Source organism: Kitasatospora sp. NPDC048662 (assembly GCF_055587065.1).
In genome coordinates this window covers 608,622-627,432 of record NZ_JBVJHA010000001.1, presented here as the reverse complement: position 1 = coordinate 627,432, position 18,811 = coordinate 608,622, and the positions used below count along the sequence as shown (strand labels likewise).

Annotated in this window: 12 protein-coding genes and 1 tRNA gene; 12 read left to right on the top strand and 1 reads right to left on the bottom strand. The window is 73.9% G+C overall.

Translation table 11 applies throughout. The features are described from left to right. Nucleotides 1-2: 2 nt before the first annotated feature. Nucleotides 3-2,408, bottom strand: a complete 2,406-nt coding sequence (locus ACZ6R9_RS03015; protein ID WP_465536166.1) for a DEAD/DEAH box helicase — start codon at nucleotides 2,406-2,408, stop codon at nucleotides 3-5. A 223-nt stretch (nucleotides 2,409-2,631) separates the two neighbouring features. On the opposite strand from ACZ6R9_RS03015, the gene bldG reads away from it, so the two are divergent. The 12 genes from bldG to ACZ6R9_RS02955 all read left to right on the top strand — a co-directional run bounded on the left by bldG (nucleotide 2,632) and on the right by ACZ6R9_RS02955 (nucleotide 18,681). Beyond that, the gene (gene bldG / locus ACZ6R9_RS03010) at nucleotides 2,632-2,973 is read left to right on the top strand and encodes an anti-sigma factor antagonist BldG (RefSeq protein WP_073807489.1); all 342 of its coding nucleotides are present in this window, start codon (nucleotides 2,632-2,634) and stop codon (nucleotides 2,971-2,973) included. Between the two features lie 156 nt (nucleotides 2,974-3,129). Next, nucleotides 3,130-3,543 (top strand): ATP-binding protein, encoded by a 414-nt coding sequence (locus tag ACZ6R9_RS03005; protein WP_380488379.1) that lies wholly within the window; start codon nucleotides 3,130-3,132, stop codon nucleotides 3,541-3,543. A 162-nt stretch (nucleotides 3,544-3,705) separates the two neighbouring features. Beyond that, nucleotides 3,706-4,398: a small secreted protein gene (locus tag ACZ6R9_RS03000; protein WP_465536163.1), complete on the top strand. Its 693-nt coding sequence runs from the start codon at nucleotides 3,706-3,708 to the stop codon at nucleotides 4,396-4,398. 66 nt (nucleotides 4,399-4,464) lie between these two features. Next, a complete protein-coding gene (locus ACZ6R9_RS02995) occupies nucleotides 4,465-5,991 on the top strand; it encodes a DUF7059 domain-containing protein (protein WP_465536161.1) in 1,527 nt (508 codons plus the stop codon). 298 nt (nucleotides 5,992-6,289) lie between these two features. Continuing rightward, the gene (locus ACZ6R9_RS02990; RefSeq protein ID WP_465536159.1) at nucleotides 6,290-6,778 is read left to right on the top strand and encodes a hypothetical protein; all 489 of its coding nucleotides are present in this window, start codon (nucleotides 6,290-6,292) and stop codon (nucleotides 6,776-6,778) included. Between the two features lie 476 nt (nucleotides 6,779-7,254). After that, nucleotides 7,255-10,164, top strand: coding sequence for a type I DNA topoisomerase (topA, locus tag ACZ6R9_RS02985; RefSeq protein ID WP_465536157.1), 2,910 nt, complete (start codon nucleotides 7,255-7,257; stop codon nucleotides 10,162-10,164). Nucleotides 10,165-10,242: 78 nt separating this feature from the next. Next, nucleotides 10,243-13,329: a dTMP kinase gene (gene tmk, locus ACZ6R9_RS02980; RefSeq protein ID WP_465536155.1), complete on the top strand. Its 3,087-nt coding sequence runs from the start codon at nucleotides 10,243-10,245 to the stop codon at nucleotides 13,327-13,329. 140 nt (nucleotides 13,330-13,469) lie between these two features. Next, complete coding sequence (locus ACZ6R9_RS02975) at nucleotides 13,470-14,675, top strand: DNA polymerase III subunit delta' (RefSeq protein WP_380488373.1); 1,206 nt, start codon at nucleotides 13,470-13,472, stop codon at nucleotides 14,673-14,675. Between the two features lie 174 nt (nucleotides 14,676-14,849). Further along, complete coding sequence (locus ACZ6R9_RS02970; RefSeq protein ID WP_465536153.1) at nucleotides 14,850-15,911, top strand: alpha/beta hydrolase; 1,062 nt, start codon at nucleotides 14,850-14,852, stop codon at nucleotides 15,909-15,911. Nucleotides 15,912-16,139: 228 nt separating this feature from the next. After that, nucleotides 16,140-17,726 (top strand): alpha/beta hydrolase, encoded by a 1,587-nt coding sequence (locus ACZ6R9_RS02965; RefSeq protein WP_380488371.1) that lies wholly within the window; start codon nucleotides 16,140-16,142, stop codon nucleotides 17,724-17,726. 120 nt (nucleotides 17,727-17,846) lie between these two features. After that, on the top strand, nucleotides 17,847-18,500 hold the full coding sequence (gene leuE / locus ACZ6R9_RS02960) for a leucine efflux protein LeuE (protein ID WP_465536792.1): 654 nt from the start codon (nucleotides 17,847-17,849) through the stop codon (nucleotides 18,498-18,500). A gap of 107 nt (nucleotides 18,501-18,607) precedes the next feature. Next, nucleotides 18,608-18,681: transfer RNA gene (locus tag ACZ6R9_RS02955), tRNA-Thr, on the top strand. Nucleotides 18,682-18,811: the final 130 nt, after the last annotated feature.

Genomic DNA, 18,811 nt, shown 5'->3' with positions numbered 1-18,811 from the left:
CGTCAATCAGCCGAGCCGGCCCCGTCGTCACCGGAAGCGCCGGGGGCATCGGATGCGTCGGACGCGTCGGAGGTGTCGGTGCTGCCCGGCCGGCTGGGGGCATGGGCGAGAAGGATGGTGAGCAGGCGGATGGCGGCGGCCTTGTCGAGGGGATCGTTGCCGTTTCCGCACTTGGGGGACTGGACGCAGGACGGACACCCGCGATCGCACTCGCACGCGGCGATGGCGTCCCGGGTCGCGGTCAGCCACTCCACGGCGCGGCGGAAGCCGCGTTCGGCGAAGCCCGCGCCGCCGGAGTGGCCGTCGTAGACGAAGACGGTGGGGAGGCCGGTGTCGGGGTGCAGTGGCACGGAGACACCGCCGATGTCCCAGCGGTCGCAGGTGGCGAACAGCGGAAGGAGCCCGATCGAGGCGTGTTCGGCGGCGTGGGCCGCGCCGGGAAGCTGGTCGAACGGGATGGTCGCGTCGAGGAGTTGGTCCTCGGTGACGGACCACCAGACGGCCCGGGTGCGCAGGGTGCGGGGCGGCAGGTCGAGCTTGCTCTCGCCGAGGATCTCGCCGGTGGAGATCTGCTTGCGCAGGTAGCCGACGACCTGGTTGACCACTTCCACCGAGCCGAAGCTGAGCTGGGCCTCGCCCCACTCCTCGGTGGTGTCGGTGGAGAGGATCGAGATCGAGGTGACGTCCCGCGCGGAGGTGGTGTACGGCGGATTCGCGGGGGAGACCAGTGCGACCGAGGACTCCAGGTCGAACTCCCGGACCAGGTAGGTGCGTCCCTGGTGCAGGTGGACGGCGCCGGTGTGCACGGTGGTGTGCGCGGCCTCGGCGTCCACGGTGCCGAGCAGCCGCCCGGTGTCCGCCTCGACGATCTGCACAGGGCTGCCGCCGCTGCCGCGCAGGTCGACGCCGTCCACGGCGCGTTCCCGGCGGGTCCAGTACCAGGAGCCGTCGCTCCGGCGGCGCAGCAGTCCGCGCCGCTCCAGCACCGGGAGCAGCGGCTCGCTGGACGGGCCGAAGAGCTCCAGGTCGGCGTCGGTGAGCGGCAGTTCCGCGGCGGCCGCGCACAGGTGCGGGGCGAGCACGTGCGGGTTGTCGGGGTCGAGGACGGTCGCCTCCACCGGGGTGGCGAACAGTGCGTCGGGGTGGTGGACGAGATAGGTGTCCAGCGGGTCGTCGCGGGCGATCAGCACCGCCAGTGCGCCCTGGCCCTCGCGTCCGGCGCGTCCGGCCTGCTGCCAGAGCGAGGCCCGGGTGCCGGGGTAGCCGGCCAGCAGGACGGCGTCCAGGCCGGAGACGTCCACGCCGAGTTCCAGCGCGGAGGTGGAGGCCAGGCCGAGCAGCCGGCCGGTGTGCAGGTCGCGCTCCAGGGCGCGTCGCTCCTCGGCCAGGTAGCCGCCGCGGTAGGCGGCCACCCGGGCGGCGAGCGGTTGGCCGAGCTGTTCCTGGGCCTGCAGGGCGACCAGTTCGGCGGCCCGGCGGGAGCGGACGAAGACCACCGTCCGGGTGCCGCCGTGGACGAGGTCGGTGAGCAGGTGGCCGGCCTCGGCGGTGGCGGAGCGACGGACGGGCGCGCCGTGCTCGCCGACGTTCTCGGTCAGTGGCGGTTCCCACAGCGCGAACACCAGCGGGCCGCGTGGCGAGCAGTCCTCGGTGACGGCGGTCGCGGGCAGGCCGGTGAGTCGCTGCGCGGTGACGGCCGGCTCGGCGGTGGTGGCGGAGGCCAGCAGGAAGGTCGGCGACGCGCCGTAACGGGCGCACAGCCGTCGCAGCCGGCGCAGTACCTGGGCGACGTGCGAGCCGAACACGCCGCGGTAGGTGTGGCACTCGTCGATCACCACGTACTTCAGCGCCTTCAGGAAGGACGACCAGCGCGGGTGGGCGGGGAGTATGCCCCGGTGCAGCATGTCGGGGTTGGTCAGCACGTACGACGCGTACTGGCGGACCCACTCGCGCTCCTGCGGCGGCGTGTCGCCGTCGTAGAGCGCCACCCGGACCCGGTCGGGGACAAGTTCGGCGGCGCGCCGGCGCTGGTCGGCGGCCAGCGCCTTGGTCGGGGCGAGGTACAACGCGGTGGCGCCGCGTCCGTTGCGGGCCTCGGTGCCGGTCAGCAGGTCGCTCAGCACGGGGGCCAGATAGCCCAGCGACTTGCCCGAGGCAGTACCGGTCGCGATCACCGTGGTCCGCCCGGCCGCGGCCAGGTCCATGGCCTCGGCCTGGTGCGCCCAGGGCAGCAGCACGCCCAGCCGGGCGGCGGACGCGACCACCTCCTGACGAATTCCTTCCGGCCAAGGGGCGTAGCGCGCCTCCCGTGCGGGCAATTGCTCCGTATGGGTGAGGCGATCCGACCTGCCGCGTTCGGTGGAAAGCGTCGCGAGCAGGGCCTCGGGCTGGTGGTGACGGGGCGGCATGAAGACCCAGTGTGTCACCGGCGTGACGGAGAATCGCTGTTAACCATCGTGCGCCCATGGTCGCAAGTGGTTGAATGAAGCCCGTGACGGCCGCATGGCCGAGGGCCGCAGAAACCGAGGCTCCGACCTGCCGGTCTGCCGCGCCCTGGGCCTGCGACCACGTGGTCGCAGCCACGGGGCTGAAGATCGCAATGACGTAGCAAGGCAAGGTGCTGGAGGTTCCGTGGACCTGTCCCTGTCGACCCGTACTGTCGGCGATCGCACGGTCGTCGAGGTTGGCGGCGAGATCGATGTGTACACCGCCCCCAAGCTGCGTGAGCAGCTTGTCGAGCTCGTCAACGACGGCAACTACCACTTGGTCGTGGACATGGAGGGCGTGGACTTCCTCGACTCCACCGGCCTCGGTGTGCTGGTCGGTGGCCTGAAGCGGGTGCGCGCGCACGAGGGCTCGCTGCGCCTGGTGTGCAACCAGGAGCGCATCCTGAAGATCTTCCGGATCACCGGTCTGACCAAGGTGTTCCCGATCCACAACTCGGTGGACGACGCCGTCGCGGCGACCGACTGATCCTTCCGTCGGTCCGCCGTTCCAACCGAATCTTCTCGATCGACCGCCGCCGGTCGGCCGGGCGCTGAGCCCTGCCCGGCCGGCGTGGTCGGTGTTCCCGCCGCCGCCGCGAGGGCCGGAGTGCCCTGCGGCGGGGAGCAACCCCGGAGGGGAGACATGGCAACCGTCGAACTTCGATTCAGCGCACTGCCCGAGCACGTGCGGACCGCCAGGCTGGTGGCCGCCGCGGTGGCCAGACGCGCCGGGGTGGACGAGTCGGTGCTCGACGAGTTGCGGCTCGCGGTGGGCGAGGCCTGCTCCCGCGCGGTGGCGCTGCACCAGCGCAACGGCGTGGACGGCGCGGTCCGGGTCGCGCTGATCGAGCAGGAGAAGCGTTTTCTCATCGAGGTCGCCGACGAGGCCGGCCCGGCGCAGGCCGCCGGTGCTGAAGGCGGCGGCTCGGAGGACGAGGACGCGCTCGGCCTGGCGGTCATCACCGGCCTGGTCGAGGACGTCGAGGTCGGCAACGGCGCCGACGGCGGGGTGATCCGGATGAGCTGGTCGGTCTCCCCGACCGACGCCGACGTGTGAGGCCCCCCTGCTCCCCGCGCACCGGTGGACCGGAGCCGGGCCCAGGCCGCTGAGCTGCCCGGATGCCTCTGGCTGAGGCCTTCCGCGCAGGCCGGGGCGGGCGGCCGTGTAGGTTCGCTGGTCGATGCCCGGGACCGGGTGTCAGCGACCGAAAGGGCCCCGGTGAAGAAGCGACTGGTCACCGTCTCCGCGCTCGGCGCGCTGCTCGCGCTCGCCGCTGTCGGCTGTTCCGCCGACGACTCGGCGAAGAAGCTCGACGGCTGGGCGAAGAACGTCTGTGATGCCGCGAGGGACCCGATCTCGCAGTCCCGGGCGGCGCTTGCCGACACCGGGAACGTCAAGGACGGCGAGTCCCCCGTCGACCTGCAGAAGCGGCTGTCCACCGACCTGGCCGCGCTGGCCACCACCAACCAGCAGCTGGCGGACGCCGTGCAGAAGGCCGGCGCGCCGAAGATCGACAACGGGGCGAAGGTCCAGCAGGACGCCGTCAACGAGCTGAAGCAGGTCGCCCAGGGCTATCTGGACGCGCAGAAGAAGCTGGACGGGCTGACCAACGCCGATCAGGCCAAGTTCGCGGACGGCCTGCGCAGCGTCGGCGACCAGGTGCAGCGCCTGTCCCAGGTCTCCACCGGCGCGCTCGCCACGCTGCAGAGCGGCGACCTCGGCGCCGCGCTCAAGAAGCAGCCCGGCTGCAAGGCGGCCTCCACCGGCGCACCCGCCGCCGATCCGTCCGGCGGCGCCAACCCGTCCGGGGGCGCGTCCCCGGACGCGTCCGCGTCGCCCGGCGGCAACGGGGCCCCGTCCTCCGGGGCACCCGGCCAGGGCTCCGGCTCGCCGTCGCCGAGCAAGAGCTGAGGTCCCGTCGGTCCGTCGCCGGGTGCGGTGGACGGGCCGGGCCGGTGGACGGGGGAGAATGGCGGGGTGACGAACAGCCCCGTTCTTGATACCGGCCGGACGGCGGAACTGCGGGAGGCGCTGCTGAAGGCCTCCTTCACCGCCGATGGATTGCTCGACCTGCTCGGCCCGGCCGCGTACGCGGCGCTGGCCCGCAGCGAGGCCGTCCCGGCGCTGCGGGCGACCCGTGGCGGCTCGCCGCTGGAGACCCTGGTGCGGCTGTTCCTGCTGCAACAGCCGGTGCCGGAGGCCGCCGCCGCGGCCGCCCTGCCCGTCGAGGGCCTACTGGCGGACGGCTGGCTGGTGCGCGACGGCGCAGAGCTGCGCGCCACCGTCGACGTGCGGCCGTACGCCGACGAGGTGGCCGGCCTGCCCAGCGCGGCCGCCTGGGTGGTGTCCGACCTCGGCTGCGCCGTCGGCGGCGCGGGCGGCATCGGCTCCGGGCGGACGGCGGCCGGCATCGAGCGCCGCGACCTGGTGCTCGGGGTGGGCGGCGCGTCCACCACGCTGGCCAACCTGACGGTGCGTCGCCCGGTCCGCGAGGTGCTGGACCTGGGCTCCGGTTCCGGCGTGCAGGCGCTGCACGCGGTCCGGCACGCCCAGCGGGTCACCGCCACCGACCTCAACCCGCGTGCCCTGCACTTCACCCGGCTGACCGCCGCGCTGTCCGGCTTCGACAACGTCACCACCGCCGAGGGCAGCCTGTACGAGCCGATCGGCGAGCGGCGCTTCGACCTGATCGTCTCCAACCCGCCGTTCGTGATCTCCCCGGCGGGCCGGTTCACCTACCGGGACGGCGGGATGGCCGGCGACGAGCTGTGCCGCAGCGTGGTGCGCGGCGCCGCCGACCACCTGGAGCCCGGCGGCTACTGCCAGCTGCTGGCGAACTGGCAGCACGTCAAGAGCGAGGACTGGCGCGACCGGCTGGCCGGCTGGGTGGCCGGCACCGGCCTGGACGCCTGGGTGGTGCAGCGCGAGGTGCAGGACATCGCCCAGTACGCCGAGCTGTGGCTGCGCGACGGTGGCGACCACCGCGGCGACGAGTACCGGGCCCGGTACGAGGAGTGGCTGGACAGCTTCGAGGCGGCCGGCGTGGAGGGCATCGGCTTCGGCTGGATCACCCTGCGGGCGTCCGGCGCGGCCGACCCGGTGGTCCGGATCGAGGAGTGGCCGCACCCGGTGGAGCAGCCGCTCGGCCCGCACATCGAGGAGTGGTTCGCCCGCCAGGACTTCCTGCGCGGCCACGACGACGCCGGGCTGCTGGCCGCCCGCTACCTGCTCGCCGACGAGGTGGTGCAGGAGCAGATCGGCGCGCCCGGCTCCGAGGACCCCGAGCACGTGGTGCTCCGGCACAACCGGGGCATGCGGCGCGCCACCAAGGTGGACACCGTCGGCGCGGGTTTCGTCGGCGTCTGCGACGGCACGCTGGCCGCCGGGGAGATCATCGACGCGATCGCCCAACTGCTCGGCGAGGACGCGGCGCAGTTGCGGGCCCGGGTACCCGAGTCGCTGCGGCTGCTCACCGAGCAGGGGTTCATCGAGCCGGTCCGCTGAGCCGGCCGGAGCCCGGGCCGGGCGGGCTGAGCCGACCGGAGCCGGGCGGGCAGAGCCGGCCGGTGCGCAGGCGGTGACATTGGTCACCCGGAGCCTCGACAGGGCGCGTTCCCGTGGTCGAAGCTCCGGGTGACCTGTGCGGCCCGGCCGCGTTGGACACCATCGGCCCCGGGCGGCCGCCGTGTTCACCCTGGCGTTTCCCGGGTGTGGTCCGTCGGACGCCGAGTGTCCGCCGCCGGTTGTCCACCGGGTGCCAGGGTGCTGTCCACAGGCTGTGGGCAGTGCGGGGGAGGACCGGGTGGAGACGCCGACGACGCTGGTGGGCGGGGCGGTCCTGGCGGTCTTCGGGAGCGCGCTGCTGCTGTGGTGCGCCGTGGAACTGCGCCTTCGCCACCACCTGCGCCGGTACGGCGTGCCCGCCACCGCCCAGGTGGTCGCCGACCCGGACCGGACCGAGGCGATGGACAGCAGCCCGCTGCTCTCCTACCCCGTGGACACCGCCGGCGGGCCCGCCGACGCCGGCCTCGGCACCGTCCACGAGCTGCGCCCCGACCCGCGGGGCCGCCTGGTGCTGGCCCGCCCGCGCGGGCACACCCCGCTGCGCCGCCCGCCGCAGCTGGCAGCCGGCGCGGCCGTTCAGGTCGCATACGACCCGAGGCGGCCGGACCGGGTGGTGCTGGCCGCGCACCAGGAACTGCCCTCGCTGCCCGCCGACCTGTTCTGGGCGCTGCTCGGCACCTCGGCGCTGGCGGGCGGCCTGTCCCTGCTCGCGCTCGCCCTGCGCTGAGCGAACCGGCCCCGCAGGCCCCGCGCCGAGCGAGCCGTCCCCGCAGGCCCCGCGCCGAGCGAACCGCCCGCCGACGCACGGTTGCCCGGAGCGAACCGGCCCCGCCAGGCTCCGCGCCGAGCGAACCGCCCGCCGACGCACGGTTGCCCGTTCCCGTTCGGGACGGCCCGGCCCGATTACGGAGCGCACTGTTCCGCTCTCCTTCCCCCGCCGTCCGGGATGCCGATAAACCCGCCCGGACCGCCCGTGGACGCGCCGGTCCGGGCCCGGTGGAAGGCCTGCTTGCCCCGGAAAGACATGCCCGAAGAGCGGCCATCGGGTTACCGTTCGAGTGGCGTCGGTCGGCCTTGCCGGTGAAAAAGCGGTATCCGTCCGTTTGACAAGGGTGGCCAGGGTACGGTCACACTCCGCTGGTGGGACCGTCGCTGGTGCGACAGCCCAGGAGCTTTGGTTACGACCGGGAGAGAAGAGCGAAGGTGTCCCCGAGCAGCGAGACCGCGCACGGCAAGCGACTCGTCATCGTCGAGTCGCCGGCCAAGGCCAAGACGATCAAGGGCTACCTCGGCCCCGGCTACATCGTCGAGGCCAGCGTCGGTCACATCCGCGATCTGCCCGGCACGGCCGCCGAGGTTCCGGACGAGTACACCGGCGAGGTGCGCCGCCTCGGAGTCGACGTGGACCACGACTTCGCGCCGATCTACGTGGTGAACCCGGACAAGAAGTCCCAGGTCACCAAGCTGAAGTCGCTGCTCAAGGAGTCCGACGAGCTCTTCCTGGCCACCGATGAGGACCGCGAGGGCGAGGCGATCGCCTGGCACCTGCAGGAGGTGCTGAAGCCCAAGGTGCCGGTGCACCGGATGGTCTTCCATGAGATCACCAAGGACGCCATCCAGGAGGCCGTGCGCAACCCGCGCCACCTGAACAAGCGCCTGGTCGACGCGCAGGAGACCCGCCGCATCCTGGACCGCCTCTACGGCTACGAGGTCTCCCCGGTGCTGTGGAAGAAGGTCATGCCGAAGCTGTCGGCGGGCCGGGTCCAGTCGGTCGCCACCCGCCTGGTGGTCGAGCGCGAGCGCGAGCGGATCGCCTTCACCTCCGCCTCCTACTGGGACTTGGTCGGCACCTTCGCCACCGGCCGCACCGCCGCCGACGCGGCCAACCCCGAGAGCTTCGGCGCCCGGCTGGTCACCGTGGACGGCAAGCGGGTGGCCACCGGCCGCGACTTCGGCACCGACGGTCGCCTGAAGAACGCCGCGAACACCCTGCACCTGGACGAGCAGGCCGCCCGCACGCTGGCCGCCGCGCTGGAGCAGACCGCGTTCAGCGTCCGCAGCGTCGAGTCCAAGCCGTACCGCCGCTCCCCGTACGCGCCGTTCCGCACCACCACGCTGCAGCAGGAGGCCAGCCGGAAGCTGGGCTTCGGCGCCAAGCGGACCATGCAGGTCGCGCAGAAGCTGTACGAGAACGGCTTCATCACCTATATGCGTACCGACTCGACCACGCTGTCGGAGACCGCGGTCGTCGCGGCCCGCGCGCAGGTCACCCAGCTGTACGGGGCCGACTACCTGCCGTCCGCGCCGCGCACCTACGCCTCCAAGGTGAAGAACGCGCAGGAGGCGCACGAGGCGATCCGCCCGTCCGGCGACCGGTTCCGCACGCCCGCCGAGACCGGGCTGGCCGGCGACGACTTCCGGCTGTACGAGCTGATCTGGATGCGCACCGTCGCCTCCCAGATGAAGGACGCGGTCGGCCAGTCCGTCACCGTCAAGGTCGGTGGCCGTTCCGCCGACGGCCGGGACGCCGAGTTCTCCGCCTCCGGCAAGATCATCACCTTCCACGGCTTCCTGAAGGCCTACGTCGAGGGCGCCGACGACCCGAACGCCGAGCTGGACGACCGCGAGCGCCGGCTGCCGCAGGTGGCCGAGGGCGACCCGCTGGCCGCCGAGCGGCTCACCCCGGAGGGTCACGCCACCAAGCCGCCGGCCCGGTACACCGAGGCCTCGCTGGTCAAGGAGCTGGAAGACCGCGAGATCGGCCGCCCGTCCACCTACGCGTCGATCATCGACACGATCATCAACCGGAAGTACGTCTTCAAGAAGGGCACCGCCCTGGTGCCGTCCTTCCTCTCCTTCGCCGTGGTCAACCTGCTGGAGAAGCACTTCGGCCGGCTGGTCGACTACGACTTCACCGCGAAGATGGAGGACGACCTCGACCGGATCGCGGCCGGCCAGGCCGAGTCCGTGCCGTGGCTCAAGCGCTTCTACTTCGGTGAGGGCGAGGCCGACGGATCGGCCGCCGCCGGCGCGGGCAACGGTGACGGCGACCACCTCGGCGGCCTGAAGGAACTGGTCACCGACCTCGGCGCGATCGACGCCCGGGAGATCAGCTCCTTCCCGATCGGCGACGGCATCGTGCTCCGGGTCGGCCGCTTCGGCCCGTACGTGACGCGCCCGGCCGCCGTCGAGGGCGAGCCCGAGCAGCGCGCCGACGTCCCCGACGAGCTGCCGCCGGACGAGCTGACCGTCGAGCTCGCCGAGGAACTGTTCGCCAAGCCCAGCGGCGAGCGCGAACTCGGCACCGACCCGATCAGCGGCAACCCGCTGGTCGCCAAGGCCGGCCGCTACGGCCCGTACGTCACCGAGGTGCTCCCCGAGGGCACCCCGAAGACCGGCAAGAACGCCGTCAAGCCGCGCACCGCCTCGCTGTTCAAGTCCATGGACCTGGACACCGTCACGCTCGATGACGCGCTGCGCCTGCTCTCGCTGCCCCGGGTGGTCGGCACCGACCCCGAGGGCAACGAGATCACCGCGCAGAACGGCCGCTACGGCCCGTACCTCAAGCGCGGCACCGACTCGCGGTCGCTGACCAGCGAGGACCAGCTGCTCAGCATCACCCTGGACGAGGCGCTGGCGATCTACGCCCAGCCCAAGCAGCGCGGCCGGGCCGCCGCGGCCGCCCCGCTGAAGGAGCTCGGCAACGACCCGGTCAGCGAGAAGCCCGTGGTGGTCAAGGACGGCCGGTTCGGGCCGTACGTCACCGACGGGGAGACCAACGCGACGCTCCGCAAGGACGACGAGGTGGAGACCATCACCCCGGAGCGGGCGTTCGAGCTGCTCGCCGAGAAGCGCGCCCGCGGACCGGTGAAGAAGGCCGCCAAGAAGGCCCCGGCGAAGAAGACCGCCACGGCCGCCAAGAAGACCACGGCGACCAAGACCGCAGCGACCAAGACCGCAGCGACCAAGACCGCCGCGGCCAAGAAGACGGCGGCGAAGAAGACCACCGCGGCGAAGACCACCGCGGCGAAGACCACCGCGGCCAAGAAAACGGCGGCGAAGACCGCGGCGAAGAAGTCCGCCACCGCGGAGAACACATCCGAGGAGAGCTGACGGACGCTGCGTAACGGGCCTGTTCGAATCCGGGCGGGCCCGTTAAGGTCAGGCCCGCGCACTCGCTACGCTGACGGTATGACGAGCGAGGAGCCGCCCCCCACCGCACGCGCCGCCGCCCGCGGCCTCCCCGAGGTCGCCCCCGCCGGGACGCCCGGCGAACGGGCCCGCGCGTTGCTCCGGCTGCGGCCCTACCGGAAGCTGTGGACCACCCAGCTGGTCGGCGGCACCGCCGACCGGCTGTCCGTTCTGGTGCTCGTCCCGCTCACCGTGGTCGCCGCCGTGCTCGGCGGGCAGTTCGGGCACGGCTACCGCTCGCTCGCGCTGGCCGTCGCCGCCCTGTTCGCGGCCCGGCTGCTCGCCTCCGGCCTGTTCGGGGCGGCCCTGCTCGGCCCGGTGCACGCCCTGGTCGGCGGCCGGATCGACCGGCGCTGGAGCCTGCTCGGCGCGGATCTGTTCCGCGCCCTGCTGATCGGCCTCGCCCCCTGGTGGGTGATCTGGTCGCCCGGCTCCGCCACCTGGGCGCTGCTCGGCTCGGTGTTCCTGGCCGGCGCCGCCGAACGGGTCTGGACCATCGGCAAGGACGCCGCCGTCCCCGGGCTGCTGGCCGTCCCCGAACAGGCGGGCCCGCCGGCCGCCGCCTCGCTGGACGCCGTCCGCACCCTCGACCTGCGCACCGGCTGGGCGTCGCTGCCGCTGGCCGCCACCGGACTGATCGGCTTCACGCTGCTCAACAACGTGCTCGCCGCAGTGGGCCTGCACTGGCTGCGCGACCACCAGCTCACCGCCGCCGCACTCGGCACCGCCGCGCTGTTCGCCGTCAACGCCGCACTGCTGTACTTCCAGGAGCTGCCCGCCGGGGCCACCGCCGCGCCGCGCTCCCCGCTGCAGGGTCTGCGCGCGCCCACGGACGCCACGCCCGGCCCGTCCCTGAAGAAGGGCCGCACCGGCTCCGCCCCGTACTTCACCTTCTCGATCGCCGCCGCCTACGCCTCGATGGCGGGCGTCGCCGCGCTCGGGCTGCTCACCGCCACCGAGCACCTGGCCGGCCCGATCGGCTACGGCCTGGTGGTGCTCGCCGCCGCCGGCGCGCCCGCCATCGGCATCCGGCTCAGCCGCGCCACCCTGCCCGGCCTGTCCCGCCGCCGGCTGCTCGCCCTCGGCCTGGTCACCGCCGGCGTGGCGCTGATCCTCGCCGGGCTGGTCCTCGACTTCGTCCTGGTGCTGCTGTTCACCATGCTGGCCGGCCTCGCCGCCGGCGTGGTCATCGCCACCGGGCGCGGACTGCTCGCCCAGGAGATCGAGGAGATCCGCCTCGGCAAGGTCACCGAGCACCTGTACGCCGTGCTGCGGGTGGTCGTCGCCGTCGCCCTGATCGGCATGCCGCTGCTGGCCGCCGCCTACGGCGAGGTCTCGCTCGGCCAGGTCCGCGCCGGCAGCTTCACCTTCATCCACGGCGGCGCCGCGCTCGCCGTGTCCACTGCCGGACTGCTCACCCTGGTGCTCGCCGCCGTCGTCCTGCTGAAGACCGACGACCAGCGCGGCGTGGTCCCGTTCGGCCGGGAGCTCGTCCAGGCCGTCCGCGGTGGTGCCGGGGCCGCACCGCACCGGGTGGCCGGCAAGGGCTACTTCATCGCCCTGGAGGGCGGCGACGGCGCCGGCAAGTCCACCCAGGCGCAGGCGCTCGCCGAATGGATCCGCGCCAAGGGCCACGAGGTCGTCGTCACCCGCGAACCCGGCGGCTCCCCGATCGGGCAGCGGCTGCGCGCCCTCGTCCTGGACGTCGGCAACACCGGCCTGTCGCACCGCGCCGAAGCGCTGATCTACGCCGCCGACCGGGCCGAGCACGTCGAGAACGTGATCCGGCCGGCCCTGGAGCGCGGAGCCGTCGTCATCACCGACCGCTACATGGACTCCTCCATCGCCTACCAGGGCGCGGGCCGCGACCTGGCGGCCACCGAGGTCGCCCGGATCTCCCGCTGGGCCACCGGCGGGCTGGTGCCCGATCTGACCGTCGTGCTCGACGTCGACCCGACCGCCGCGCGGGATCGTTTCACCGAGGCGCTCGACCGGCTGGAGTCCGAGCCCACCGAGTTCCACCAGCGGGTCCGCTCCGGGTTCCTCGCGCTGGCCGCCGCCGACCCGGCCCGCTACCTGGTCGTCGACGGCAGCCAGGCGCCCGCCGTTGTCACCACCGCCATCCGGCACCGGCTCGACCGCGAGCTGCCGCTCTCCGACCAGGAGAAGCTCGCCAAGGCCGAGCAGGAACGCAAGGCCCGCGAGGAGGCCGCCCGCAAGGCCGCCGAGGCCGAAGCCGCCCGCAAGGCCGCCGAGGAGGCCGAGCGCAAGCGGCTCGCGCTGCTGGAGGAACTGCGCGCCGAGCAGGCCGAGAAGGACCGGCTGGCCGCGGAGGAGGCCGCCCGCGTCAAGGCGGAGCAGGAACGCAAGGCCGCCGAGGAAGCCCGCCTCGCCGCCGAGGCGGAAGCCGCCCGCAAGGCCGCGGCGGAGGCCGAGCGGCAGGCAGCCGAGCAGGCCCGCCTCGCCGCCGAGGCCGCCGCTGCCCGCAAGGCCGCCGCCGAGGAGGCCGCCCGGGTCGAACTCCAGCGCCAGCGCGACCTGCAGCGGGAGGAGCAGCGGCGGCGCGCCGAAGAGGCGCTGCAGCGGGCGGAGGAGGCCCGGAAGGCCGCCGAGGCCGAGGCGGACCGGACCGCGGTGCTCCCCAGGATCGAGGAGCCGGCCGCCGAGTCCGACAGCGAGACCACCCGGGAGCTGCCGAAGCCGGTGATCGACGAGACGGCCGTGCTGCCGAAGGTCGAGGACGCCGAGACCGCGGTGCTGCCCAAGGCCGAGCCTGCGCCCAAGCCCAAGCCGGCGCCCGGGGCTCCGAAGCCCACGCCTGGGACGCAGAAGCCCGAGGCCGCCGCGCCGAAGCCCGAGGCCAAGCGGGTGCCGCCCGGGCTGTTCCGCGACGAGGACGACTCCTCCCGCACCCGCGAGCTGCGGCCCCGGCCGGACTGGGCGGAGGAGACCCCGCTCGACGACCTGCCCAGCCTGACCGACAGCCTGCTCGGCTCCCGCGAGGAGTGGGCCCGCTGGGAGGCCGAGGCCCCCGAGGCGGCGCAGGACGAGCAGCCGAAGCGGGGCTGGCGCCGCCGCAAGGACTGACAGTCGACGGCAGGACCAATCGCGGGGAGCCGCACGGCGCAGGACCGGCCGCGCGGCTCCCCGCGCCCGTCCGCTGCGCCGACTGTGTCTCCGTGCGGCGTTAGGCTCGTCGGGTCGGTGACGGCGAGGAGGAGCGCGGCGTGAGTGTGTGGGACGACCTGGTCGGACAGGACCGGGTGGTCGAACAGTTGCAGGCGGCCGCGCGGGCGGCCCGGGCCTCCGTACTGGCGGGCCGGGGCGAGGCCCCCGAGGGCAACGCCTCGCTGATGACGCACGCCTGGCTGTTCACCGGCCCGCCCGGCGCGGGGCAGGTGACGGCGGCCCGGGCCTTCGCGGCGGCGCTTCAGTGCACCAGCCCCGACCTGGACCTGGGCGGGACGCCCGGCTGCGGGTTCTGCGACGGCTGCCACACCGTGCTCTCCGGCAGCCACGCCGACGTCAAGCAGGTGCGCACCGACGGCCTGTCGATCGGCGTCGGCGACATGCGCGACCTGGTGCTGCGGGCATCGAGCTACCCGACCGGCGGCCGCTGGTCGGTGATCCTGGTGGACGCCGCGCACCGCCTCACCGAAGCGGCCGCGAACGCGCTGCTGAAGGGCGTCGAGGAGCCGTCGCCGCGGACGGTGTGGCTGCTGTGCGCGCCGTCCGTGCAGGACGTGCTGCCGACCATCCGCTCGCGCTGCCGGCTGCTGGTGCTGCGCACGCCCCCCGCGGAGGCCGTCGCCGACATGCTGGTCCGGCGCGACGGGGTGGAGCCCGAGGCGGCCCGGCTGGCCGCGCTGGCCGGGCAGGGCGACATCGACCGGTCCCGGCGGCTCGCGGTGGACGAGCAGGCCCGGGCCCGCCGCGCCGAGGTGCTGCGGATCCCGCTGGAGGTCGCGGACCTGGGCGGCTGCCTGGCCGCCGCGCAGCGGCTGGTCGACACCGCGAAGGCGGACGCCGAGGCGCTGGCCGAGACCCAGGACGCCAAGGAGACCGACGACCTGCGGGCCGCCTACGGCGCGGCCGAGGGCAGCCGGGCGCCGCGCGGCATGGCGGGCGCGGTGAAGGAACTGGAGAAGCGGCAGAAGAGCCGGGCGACCCGGACCCGCCGGGAGACGCTGAACGTGGCGCTGGGTGACCTGCTGGGCTTCTACCGGGACGTGCTGGCGGTCCAGCTGGGCGCGGGCGGGCCGCTGGCCAACGAGGACCAGCGGCCGGCCGTGCAGCGGGTGGCCGGCGAGGGCGCCGCCGAGAACACGCTGCGGCGGATCGAGGCGGTGCTGGCCTGCCGTCGGGCGCTGGAGCGGAACGTGGACCCGCTGCTGGCGGTCGAGGCGATGACGGTGGCGCTGCGGGCGGGCTGAGCGCTTGCTGTGACCGTGGGCTGAAGGCTTGAGGCGTCGTTGCCGTTAGCTCGTTCGAGTGAACGTGGGGAGACGCCCGTACCGCCCGGCGGTCCGCAGGCGCGCGGTCTTGCACCCTGTGCACTGGCCACGCGCCCGCGTCCGGCCGGTCCTTCCCCGAGGTGGTGCGTCCCCATGCCCCGATCGCTCCTCGTCCTGTTGTTGCTGGTGGCCGTGGTGGCGGGCGGTTGGCTGGCCCGGTCGGCGGTGTCGCGCTGGCGGGACCTGCGGGCCGCGCAGACGTACGAGCTGGCGGCGGAGGCGCGTCCGGTGCTGGTCCGGGCCGGGGCGGCGGTGCTGTGCCTGATGTGCGTGAGCGCGCTCGGGGTGGCGGCGCTGCTGGGGGCGGGCTTCGGTCGGGTGGCGGTACGGCAGGCGGGGGCGGTGGTCGGCGCGGAGCGGCCCGTCCCGGCGGCGCCCCCGGAGTCCGCTGCCGCGTCGTCGGCGGCGTTGTTCAGCAATGTGAGCCGGCCGGCGGGCGGCGAGTTGCTGCAGGGCGAGGTGCCCGGTCCGGACGGGCGGCCGCGCGCGGTGCGGGTGTGGCTGCCCGCCGAGTACCGGCAGGAGCCCGCGGCGAGGTTCCCGGTGATCGTGGTGCACTCCGGGACGGCCGGGCGGACCGCCGACGAGGACATGCCGGGCGTGTTCGACGGCGTGGCGTCGGCCGTCGAGCTGGGCAGGGCCCGCCCGTTCGTGCTGGTCGTCCCCGAGGCCCCGAGCGGCACCGGCCACCCCTGCGACCTGGTGACCGCTGCCCCGCAGGCGGTCGCGGACGACGAGGCGCTGCGCGCGGCCGTCGGCGCGGTCTTCCGCACCCGGCCGGCCGGCCCCGACAGCTGGGCCGTGCTGGGCGTGGACGACGGCGCCCCCTGCGCGGCCGCGGCCGGGCTGACCCGCCCCGACCTGTACGGGGCGGCCGCCGCGGTGTCCGGCCAGTACGACGGGCGGGCGCTGGCGAGTGCCGCGGGCGAGGCGCCGGCCGGGTCCTCGTCGGCGCGGCTGCTGCTGGCCGCGGCCAAGCGGGACACGGACGGGCTGGAGTCCGCCCGGGCGGTGCAGCAGGCGCTGCGGGAGGCCGGGGCGCGGGCGGAGGTGCGGATCTCCGACATCGTCCAGGACTTCTCGGCGGACCGGGAGCGGATGCGGCTGGTGCGGGTCGCGGTGCAGTACCTGGCGGAGCAGCTGCCGAAGCCCTGAGCGGCGCGCTCGATCCTGAGCGGCGCGCTCGGGCCTGAGCGGCGCGCCTGGTACTGAGCGGCGCGCTCGATGGTGTGACGATCGGATTTTGGGCAGGGTGGCCGCGCGAGGTGGCGGGCGGGTGGAGTCCCGGGTGCGGCGTTCGCGGCCGCTAGGCTCGGCCTTCCGGCGACGGCCGGGACGGTCGGCTTGCGGGTCGGCCCGCTTCCAGGGAGAGGACCCACGTTCATGAGAGTCGCCCGGCCCCGCCGGCTCCTGCCCGCCGCCGCGCTGGCCGCCGCCGCGTCCCTGCTGCTGGCGGGCTGCACCTCGGGCCACCCGGCGCCCACGGCGGGCGGCCCGCCCAGCCAGTCCGCCGCGGCTCCCGCGAACGGCGCCACCCCGCTGGAGCCGCTGCCCACCGACCTGCCGCCCGGCCTCGCGCCCTACTACGCGCAGCAGCTGAGCTGGAAGCCGTGCACCACGGACTTCGAGTGCGCCACCTTCAAGGTGCCGCTGGACTACGCCCACCCCGGCGACGGCCACGACGTGGAACTGTCCGCGATCCGCAAGCCCGCCACCGACAAGGCGCACCGGCTGGGCTCGCTGCTGCTCAACCCGGGCGGCCCCGGCGGCTCGGCGATCGAATACGTGCAGGCCGTCGCCTCGCGCTACGACCCCGGGGTGCGCGCGAGCTACGACCTGGTCGGCTTCGACCCGCGCGGCGTCGGCAAGTCCGCACCGGTGACCTGCCTGGCCGATGACCGGATGGACGCCTACGCCGCCGCCGACATCACCCCCGACGACCAGTCCGAGATCGACGCCCTGGTGGCCGTCGACAAGGAGTTCGCGGCGGGCTGCTCGGCTCGCGCCGGTGAGCTGCTCGCCCACGTCTCCACCGTCGAGGCGGCCCGGGACATGGACATGCTGCGGGCGCTGGTCGGCGACCAGAAGCTCCACTACGTCGGCAAGTCGTACGGCACCTTCCTCGGCGCGACGTACGCGGGCCTGTTCCCGGGCAAGGTCGGCAAGGTGGTGCTGGACGGCGCGATGGACCCGTCGCTGGACGCCCGGGCCGGCAACCTCACCCAGGCCGGCGGCTTCGAAACCGCGTGGACGGCCTTCGCCAAGGACTGCGTCAAGCGCGACGACTGCCCGGTCGGCCGCACCGAGCAGGAGGCCGGCGACAAGCTCGCCGCCCTGTTCAAGAAGCTCGACGCGCAGCCGATGCCCACCGACACCAACCGGCCGCTCACCGAGGCCCAGGCGCTCACCGGCGTCGCCGAGGCGATGTACACCGAGGCCCTGTGGCCGCACCTGCGCGCCGCTCTGGCCACCGCCCAGGCGGGCAACGGCAGCGGGCTGCTGCGGCTCGCCGACGAGTACTACAGCCGCTCCGAGGACGGCACGTACGAAAACCTGATGTACGCCAACATGGCCGTCAACTGCCTCGACCTGCCGGCCTCGTTCGCCGACCCGGCGGCGGTCACCGCCGCACTCCCGGACTTCGAGAAGGCCGCGCCGCACTTCGGCCGCGACATGGCCTGGATGGCGCTCAGCTGCGCGTACTGGCCGGCCAAGCCCACCGGCGCCCCGCACACCGTCCGCGCGGCCGGCGCCGACCCGATCGTCGTGGTCGGCACCACCCGCGACCCCGCCACCCCCTACGCCTGGGCCAAGTCCCTGGCCGGGCAGCTGGAGTCCGGGCGGCTGCTCAGCTACGACGGCGACGGCCACACCGCGTACGGGCGGCACAACACCTGCGTCGACGACGCGGTGAACCGGTACCTGCTCGGCGGGGCGGCGCCCGACAACGGGAAGGTCTGCAAGGACTGACGCCCGCCATGGTCCGGATGACGGGACCATCTGTCAGGAGTGTTTGTGCGTGAAGGGGCTGGCGCTAGCATGGCGCAGCCCCTTCGGCGTTCCTGCCTCCCGGACCCCTTGGAGACCGCAGTGCTCGGAGTCCACGACCTGACCACCTACATCCTTGGCGCACTGGTCATCGTCCTGCTGCCCGGACCCAACTCCCTCTACGTGCTCTCCGTCGCCGCCCGCAAGGGCATCCGCACCGGCTACCGCGCCGCCTGCGGCGTCTTCCTCGGCGACCTCATCCTGATCAGCCTCACCTCCCTCGGTGCGGCCTCCCTGCTCCGGGCCAACCCCGCCGTCTTCGCCGTCGTCAAGTTCGGCGGCGCGGCCTACCTGCTGTGGATCGGCCTCGGCATGCTGCGCGCCGCCCGGCAGATGTGGCGCGAGCGGACGGTCGTCGCCACCGCCTCCTCCTCCGCCCCCGCCGACGAGGACACCGAGCGGCCGTTCCGCCGCGCGCTGGTGATAAGCCTGCTCAACCCCAAGGCGATCCTCTTCCTGCTCTCCTTCTTCACCCAGTTCGTCGACACCACCTACGGCGCCCCCGCCCTCTCCTTCGCCCTGCTCGGCACCGTCCTGCAGGCCTTCTCCTTCCTCTACCTCTCCCTCCTGATCTTCGCCGGCACCTCCCTCGCCAACGCCTTCCGCCGCCGCAAGCGCCTCTCCGCCGGCCTCACCTCCTCCGTCGCCGTCCTCTTCGCCGGCTTCGCCGCAAAGCTCGCCATCTCCTCCGCCTGACCCGTCGCCCCACCACCGCGTACGGACCACCCCCAGAAACTGTGTAGACTGACCCGCGTTGCCAATGCGACCCTGGGCCCACCAGCCCGGTCTCTCCGGGCAGCGGTGCCGCCTTAGCTCAGTTGGCCAGAGCAACGCACTCGTAATGCGTAGGTCGCGGGTTCGAATCCCGCAGGCGGCTCAGTGAAGGCCCAGGTCAGATAGCCTCTGACCTGGGTCTTTTGCCTTCCTGTGATCTTGACGTCGGGCGTGCGTGAGCGGAAATCGCTTCATGATCGCTTCCGGTGGACACTCGGTGGACATTCGTGCGG